Annotated in this window: 8 protein-coding genes; 6 read left to right on the top strand and 2 right to left on the bottom strand. The window is 38.1% G+C overall.

The annotated features are described in order from the left end of the window. Window positions 1–211, top strand: a 211-nt coding sequence (locus tag N0O92_RS16420; protein WP_315615741.1) for a transposase, incomplete at its 5' end; no start/stop codon positions are given. Window positions 212–707: 496 nt separating this feature from the next. On the opposite strand, the gene betB is transcribed toward N0O92_RS16420, so the two are convergent. Further along, complete coding sequence (betB, locus tag N0O92_RS16415; RefSeq protein WP_315615746.1) at window positions 708–2,165, bottom strand: betaine-aldehyde dehydrogenase; 1,458 nt, start codon at window positions 2,163–2,165, stop codon at window positions 708–710. Between the two features lie 293 nt (window positions 2,166–2,458). On the opposite strand from betB, the gene cudC reads away from it, so the two are divergent. Together cudC and N0O92_RS16405 are read left to right on the top strand one after the other, a co-directional pair. Then, window positions 2,459–3,010, top strand: a complete 552-nt coding sequence (gene cudC, locus N0O92_RS16410; RefSeq protein ID WP_396334536.1) for a choline uptake/conversion transcriptional regulator CudC — start codon at window positions 2,459–2,461, stop codon at window positions 3,008–3,010. Between the two features lie 371 nt (window positions 3,011–3,381). Next, on the top strand, window positions 3,382–3,873 hold the full coding sequence (locus tag N0O92_RS16405) for a hypothetical protein (RefSeq protein WP_315615740.1): 492 nt from the start codon (window positions 3,382–3,384) through the stop codon (window positions 3,871–3,873). Between the two features lie 48 nt (window positions 3,874–3,921). Here N0O92_RS16405 and N0O92_RS16400 read toward each other — a convergent pair whose 3' ends face one another. Beyond that, on the bottom strand, window positions 3,922–4,857 hold the full coding sequence (locus tag N0O92_RS16400; RefSeq protein ID WP_315615739.1) for a Na/Pi symporter: 936 nt from the start codon (window positions 4,855–4,857) through the stop codon (window positions 3,922–3,924). Between the two features lie 252 nt (window positions 4,858–5,109). Between N0O92_RS16400 and N0O92_RS16395 the strand changes: the two genes are divergently transcribed. From N0O92_RS16395 to N0O92_RS16385, 3 genes are all read left to right on the top strand, one after another. Further along, the gene (locus N0O92_RS16395) at window positions 5,110–5,679 is read left to right on the top strand and encodes a TetR/AcrR family transcriptional regulator (RefSeq protein WP_315615738.1); all 570 of its coding nucleotides are present in this window, start codon (window positions 5,110–5,112) and stop codon (window positions 5,677–5,679) included. Window positions 5,680–5,797: 118 nt separating this feature from the next. Beyond that, complete coding sequence (gene rpsU / locus N0O92_RS16390) at window positions 5,798–5,971, top strand: 30S ribosomal protein S21 (RefSeq protein ID WP_003323311.1); 174 nt, start codon at window positions 5,798–5,800, stop codon at window positions 5,969–5,971. A gap of 20 nt (window positions 5,972–5,991) precedes the next feature. Beyond that, on the top strand, window positions 5,992–6,435 hold the full coding sequence (locus N0O92_RS16385; RefSeq protein ID WP_315615737.1) for a GatB/YqeY domain-containing protein: 444 nt from the start codon (window positions 5,992–5,994) through the stop codon (window positions 6,433–6,435). The last annotated feature ends 32 nt before the right edge of the window (window positions 6,436–6,467 follow it).

Below are 6,467 nucleotides of genomic sequence, written 5' to 3'. Positions count from 1 at the left end.
TGAACAAGAAGCATTTCAACAAACGGAAGAGTTTAAAGAAATGGCGAGGTCACGTTATAAAATAGAAGCAAAAAATAGCGAATTAAAACATCGACACGGGTTCAAAATTGCAACATCCTCGGGTCTGATTGGTATGCAAATTCAAGCTGCAACCACGATATTTGCGGTGAATATCAAGAGAATACTAAAGATTTTGAGAGAAAATGAATAGGAAAATAAAGAGGAAAAGAGGCAACTTCTCATCCAATAATGGATAGAAATTGCCTTTTTTTATTTAGCTTCTTATTAAGCAAAGAAAAACGGAAGTTTTTCAGTGGCCTCTGCTTACGCACTGTGGGGTCTCACCCTTGCCTTCGATCCCACAGTGACTCTACGTATATTTCCTCCGCAAGAATTGTGAACCGTTCGTATTCTCAGTTAAACACCTTAGTTTTGTCTCAGCCTTTTCCTTCATTTTAAACGAAGTGGGGGTGGCTTCGTACGCTGCACGTCATGAGGAGAAGAGCACTCCTCATGACTCAAAAGAAGGCAGCGACTCCGCGCACCCCTGTGTAAACATAAAGGTCAAAACCGGACCTTTTGGGAGGTGGGGGTGGCTTCGTACGCTGCACGTCATGAGGAGAAGGGCACTCCTCATGACTCAAAAGAAAGCAGCGACTCCGCGCACCCCTGTTGTAAACATAAAGGTCAAAACCGGACCTTTATGTTTACACAAACCAGCCTGCTGGTTGTGGTTTTTTGTTGCGGAAGATATGTTTGACTTCTGTGTATTCTTCTAGTCCTATATGACCAAGTTCGCGGCCGAAGCCTGATTGTTTGTAGCCACCCCAAGGCGCTTGCGCAAAGTACGGGTGGAAATCATTAATCCAAACGGTACCCATACGTAATTTTGAAGCTACCGTTTCTGCTTTTTCGATGTCGGTTGACCAAACGGCGCCTGCCAAGCCATAAATCGTGTCATTAGCTTTTTCGATTACTTCCTCTACAGTTGAGAACTTTTCAATGGTTAGTATGGGTCCAAATACTTCTTCTTGAACAATTCTCATATCAGAAGTACAGTTTGTGAAAATAGTAGGTTCATAGAAAAAGCCGTTTTGTAATTCAGGATCTTCAGGACGTTTGCCACCTAATACAAGCTCTGCTCCTTCTTGCCTACCGATTTCTACATACCTTTCTACTTTTGCACGTTGTTCTGCAGAAATAAGTGGACCACTTTGTGTTCCTTCAACAAAGCCATTTCCTAACTTAATTTTCTTAGCTTGATTAATAACAGCTTCAACAAAACGGTCATGAATACAATCTTCTACTAGTAATCGTGATCCAGCAGAACATACTTGACCAGCATGGAAGAAGACAGCATTCAAAGCCTGATCAACAGCTGTGTCAAAATCAGCGTCAGCAAAAACAATGTTTGGATTTTTACCACCTAATTCAAGGGCAATCTTTTTCACGTTACCACTTGCAGCTTGCATGATTTTCTTCCCGGTTTCAATTCCACCAGTAAAAGAAATTAAATCAACATCTAAACTAGTAGATAACTCGGCTCCTACTGTGCCACCTACCCCTAGAACAAGGTTAGCAACTCCTTTTGGAACACCAGCTTCTTCCATTAATTCAAATACTTTTATTGTCGTTAATGGTGTAATTTCACTTGGTTTAGCAACAAGTGTGTTACCTGCTACTAGTGCTGGAGCAAGCTTCCAAGATGCTTGTAAAAGTGGATAATTCCAAGGACTGATTTGTCCACAAACTCCAACTGGCTCGCGAACGACCCGGCTCTCTGAATCTGGAACTGGTGATTGAATTACTTCGCCACCATTTTTATCAGCGAGGCCAGCAAAATATTGAAATACATTTGCAATGTCATCCATATCCGCATAACTCTCAATAATTGTTTTTCCCGTATCTAATGATTCTAATTTTGCTAATTCTTCCTTATCACGGCGAATAAGTTCAGCAATTTTTTGAACAATTGCTCCACGTTCATTTGCAGGAGTGGTTGCCCAGTTTCCTTTATCAAATGCAGTACGAGCTGCTTTAATTGCTAACTGTGAGTCTTTTTCATCACCTTCAGTTACAGTTGCGATCACTTCCTGATTATATGGGTTAATGATTTCTCTTGTGTTACCTGTATGAGATTCAACCCACTGGCCATCAATATACATACGCCCAATTGCCACGTATATCGCCTCCTTATCGTTAAGTTTATTAAATTTGTTAAGAAAAAAATTAACGTTTATAATAATTCAAATTTAGCATTCTCTTGAAAACCTGTCAAAGAAAAATTTATAAAAAAATAAATTTATTTCGAAGAGGAGGTGTTGGTATGAGTGTAGATTTGGAGATTTTTTAAAAAAGAGCGTCAAATTTTTTTTGACATCTCACATTATTCAAGTAACATTAAGTTAATAAAGAAAAAAATTAATTAATTTAATATATAGACAGGAGGTGGCCTACTATGAATCAAATTGATGAAAAAGCAAAAGTAACTATAAATAGAGCAAAAGATTTAGTCATTGACTCTTTAGCGGAAACAATGGATTTATATGGAGTAACTCGAAGTGTAGGCATTCTTTATGGAACCATGTATTTTGAAAAGGATATGACTTTAGACGAAATGCGTGAAGAACTTGGGATGAGTAAACCTAGTATGAGTACGGGGGTGAAAAAGTTACAGGAATTTGACATTGTTAAAAAGACTTTTCAACGTGGAAATCGAAAACACACGTACGTAGCTGAAAAAGACTTTTTTCAGTTTTTCAACAAGTTTTTCACAAAAAAATGGGAAAGGGAAGTGAACCTTAATCTTGAAGCAATCCATCAAGCACAAAAAGTCCTTGATGAAATTAGGCAGGCAAATGATGTTGCGGAAGGTCACAAGCGAGAGGCTGAAGAGATGTATCATTTACTTGAGCAATCAAAGTGCTATTATTATTGGTTATTATCCCTTGTTGAAGGGATTCGAAACGGGGAGATTTTTAAAACATTTCCAATACCTACTGAACAATAGCATGACAACGATGGTCGTGTAGCCACCTATAAATAACTACTTAGAAATAAGTTGGACAAAGCCAAACAAAACATGAAGGTTTTAGTTTGGTTTTTTTATTCCTCCTGATATTGGCATTGGTCGTCCCTAATATTCGTCTTGTAACTAGCCCATAATAACTTTTGTCCTGAACTTTACCGTTTGGGGCATTGCTTAGGGGGTGCATTACCATCGATGGAATGTTATTCTTCATTGTTATTGTGCTTGTTGCCGTTGTAGGTGCGCTAGCCTATTTCTTTCGAAGTAGACCTGAACCGGCACCTGCATATGTTGGTCGAACAGACCTTAACCATATTAATATGAACCAGCAGTCATTTAAGGAGGAGTTTGCAATGGAAAAAGACACAAAAGAAATTATTGAAGATGTGACAGAAGAGGCAGAACTAGAGATTGGTGTAGAGTTGGATCCATTAAAAGGACATTTGGAAACAATGCAATCTACACTAAACCAACTTCAGTCTACTCAACAACAAGCGAATTCAATGATGACTTCTGGTCAAGAACAACAACAAACAAATCAACTTTTGCAACAAATGCAACAAATTAGCAGTCAAGCTCAACAACAACAACAGAAAACATTCCAAGACTTGCAACAATCCATTCAACAAGCAACACAAATGTTAGGAAGTGTAAGTCAGTCTATCCAATCCATTAATGTGCTTAACCAAATGACTCAACAAATCAATCAGTCTCAACAACAGTTGCAACAACAAACACAGCAACAACAGCAACAGCAAAATGAACTTCAAAAGCTCCAGCAGATGCAAAGCCAACAAGGGCAAAGCCAATATGGCCAAAGTATGTCACAGTCATATCAGAACTAGAAAAAAAGAAAGTACCTGTTGACCGATCGGTCAACAGGTACTTATTTTTTAACCTGCTTTTTCTGAATGTAACCATTCAACAAACTTTGAGAATTGTGTTACAAAAGGCAACATAATTATTGAACATATGACATTGAAAATGAGACTTGCATGAGCAAGTTGCATCATAGGTGATGATGTTAAACTACTTGCAAACGTACTAAGCCAACCAATTAATGGAATAAAAAGGAGAACACCGAATACATTAAGCCAAATATTCGCGTAAGCAACAAGCTTAGCGCTTCTACCTGATCCAATACTTGCTAAATAAGCCGTAACACAAGTTCCGATGTTTGCCCCTAACATAATGGCAATTCCAGCGGGAAGACCTAGTACATTATCACTCATAAACCCCATAGCAATGGCTGTTGTGGCAGTACTCGACTGAATAATTGCTGTTAAAATAGTCCCTATACCAATTCCAATTAATTGATGATCATTCGTTAAATCAAAAAAAGAGTGGATGGATGGGATAGATGAAAGAGGATAAGCCAAAGTTTCTAAGCCGTCCATTGCGATAAAAATACAGGCAAGTCCAAAGGATAAACATCCAATAGAATAGGCCTTTTTATTAGGAATCACTAAACCGATAAGACCAATTGCTAAAAGAGGCACGATCAGCATGGACAAATCTAAAGCAAGTAATTCCGTTGTCATGGTCGTCCCAATGTTTGCTCCTAAGATGATGCCAATGGAATGACGAAAGGCAAGGAGCCCTGTTGCTACAAGTCCAACCGTCATGATTATGATTGCTGAGCTGCTTTGAAGAATCGCAGTAGCAATAGCGCCAACTATAAGTCCTTTCCAAGCTGAATCGGTCAATCGATGTATGACTTCTTTAAAACGCGCTTGTCCGATCTGGAAGAGTCCTGCTCTCATCACGACCATCCCGAATAAGAATAAAGCAATAAACACAGCCAATAGTGAAAATAATTCTTTGATCACTCCGATCACCTCTCTATTCAATCTATGGACAAAGGTGATCAAGCATGACAGGAAAAAATAGAAAAAAGAAACAATTTATTTTATTCCATATGAGAAAGACAACAAACCTAGCAGATATAACTTTTCAAAGGAATAAAGACATAATTAGTACTAGTTAAACAGTGGAAACAAGGAGTACATAAACGAAAATACCTTAAATGTTTATGGTATAATAAGCGGATGATTTTAGAAGATTGTGAGGCGTACGTAAGAATGAAGGAGAAAATTATTGAAGTAAGTATTGGTTTATTTGGAAAAAATGGATTTACGGAAACATCCATACAAGATATTGTGGAGGAGCTAGGAGTAACAAAGGGAACTTTTTATTATTATTTTAAGAGCAAAGAGGAACTTTTAATGGAAATTCATCTTCGCTATATTGAAGATTTGCTAGTAAGTCAAGAGGAAATAGTAAACCAGATAGGCACACAAGAGCAAAAACTATTCGAAATGGTTTATATGCTTATGAAACATATAGAAGGGCATGGACAAAGTGCACGAGTATTCTTCCGAGAAATGCAACATCTGAATGAGAACCATTTAAAAGATATTTTTAAAAAGAGTGATCAATTTAAAGAAAATATAAAAAAAGTTATTGAGGCAGGTATAAATGAAGGCGAGTTTCGAAAAGATCTTCATGCTAATATTGTGACTCTTGCTATACTAGGGGCTGTAAATTGGAGTTATCATTGGTTTGATCCAAAAGGGGAGCTAGATGAGAAAGCAGTGTCAAAAATATACATTGATTTAATGTTAAACGGTTTAAAAGAAACAGAAAGATAGTGGAACTTGTCGTTTTTCGGTTGACCGTTTAATTTAATTGTATTATAATGCTAAGAGACGTGCACTCAGAGATAGGATGTACGTCCTGAGTTGGTTGTTTCGGAGGGAGGGAAATAAAATGGCAGAAACTCGTGTTCGCAAAAACGAATCGATTGATGCTGCACTTCGTCGCTTCAAGAGATCACTCTCTAAAGAAGGAACGTTGGCTGAGGTTAAAAAGCGTAAGCACTACGAAAAGCCTAGTGTTAAGCGTAAGAAGAAATCTGAAGCAGCAAGAAAACGTAAGTTCTAATTGAAGTGAGGGTGCTTTCATTGAATCTTCTTGAACGGTTAAATCAAGACATGAAGAATGCGATGAAGAACAAGGAAAAGGATAGACTCTCTGTCATCCGTATGGTAAAGTCATCGTTGCAAAACGAAAAGTATAAGCTCGGACGTGAGTTGACGGACGATGATAGCCTTACGGTGCTTAATCGCGAACTGAAACAACGCAAGGATTCCCTCCATGAGTTTGAACAAGCAAACCGTGAAGATTTAGCTTCCAAGTTACGTGACGAAATTGTCGTACTTGAAGACTATATGCCAGAACAGCTTTCTGAAGAAGAAGTCGCTCAAATTGTTCAAGAAACAATTGAGGAAGTAGGGGCTTCAACCAAAGGAGACATGGGTAAGGTCATGGGAGCAATCATGCCTAAGGTTAAAGGAAAAGCTGATGGTGGTCTTGTGAATCGTCTTGTGCAACAACATTTATCATAATGACACAAACGCCTCATCTCTTAAATAAGAGA

The sequence above is a fragment of the Alkalihalobacillus sp. MEB130 genome, assembly GCF_032335535.1.
Lineage (GTDB): Bacteria > Bacillota > Bacilli > Bacillales > Bacillaceae_D > Halalkalibacter.
The sequence above is the reverse complement of the archived record's forward strand: the minus strand, read 5'-3'. Positions and strand labels throughout refer to the sequence as shown.

Coding starts and splice junctions, on each gene's coding strand:
- betB (WP_315615746.1), bottom strand. CDS start 2,165: ATGTATATTGATGGCCAGTGGGTTGAATCTCATACAGGTAACACAAGA.
- cudC (WP_396334536.1), top strand. CDS start 2,459: ATGAATCAAATTGATGAAAAAGCAAAAGTAACTATAAATAGAGCAAAA.
- N0O92_RS16405 (WP_315615740.1), top strand. CDS start 3,382: ATGGAAAAAGACACAAAAGAAATTATTGAAGATGTGACAGAAGAGGCA.
- N0O92_RS16395 (WP_315615738.1), top strand. CDS start 5,110: ATGAAGGAGAAAATTATTGAAGTAAGTATTGGTTTATTTGGAAAAAAT.
- rpsU (WP_003323311.1), top strand. CDS start 5,798: ATGGCAGAAACTCGTGTTCGCAAAAACGAATCGATTGATGCTGCACTT.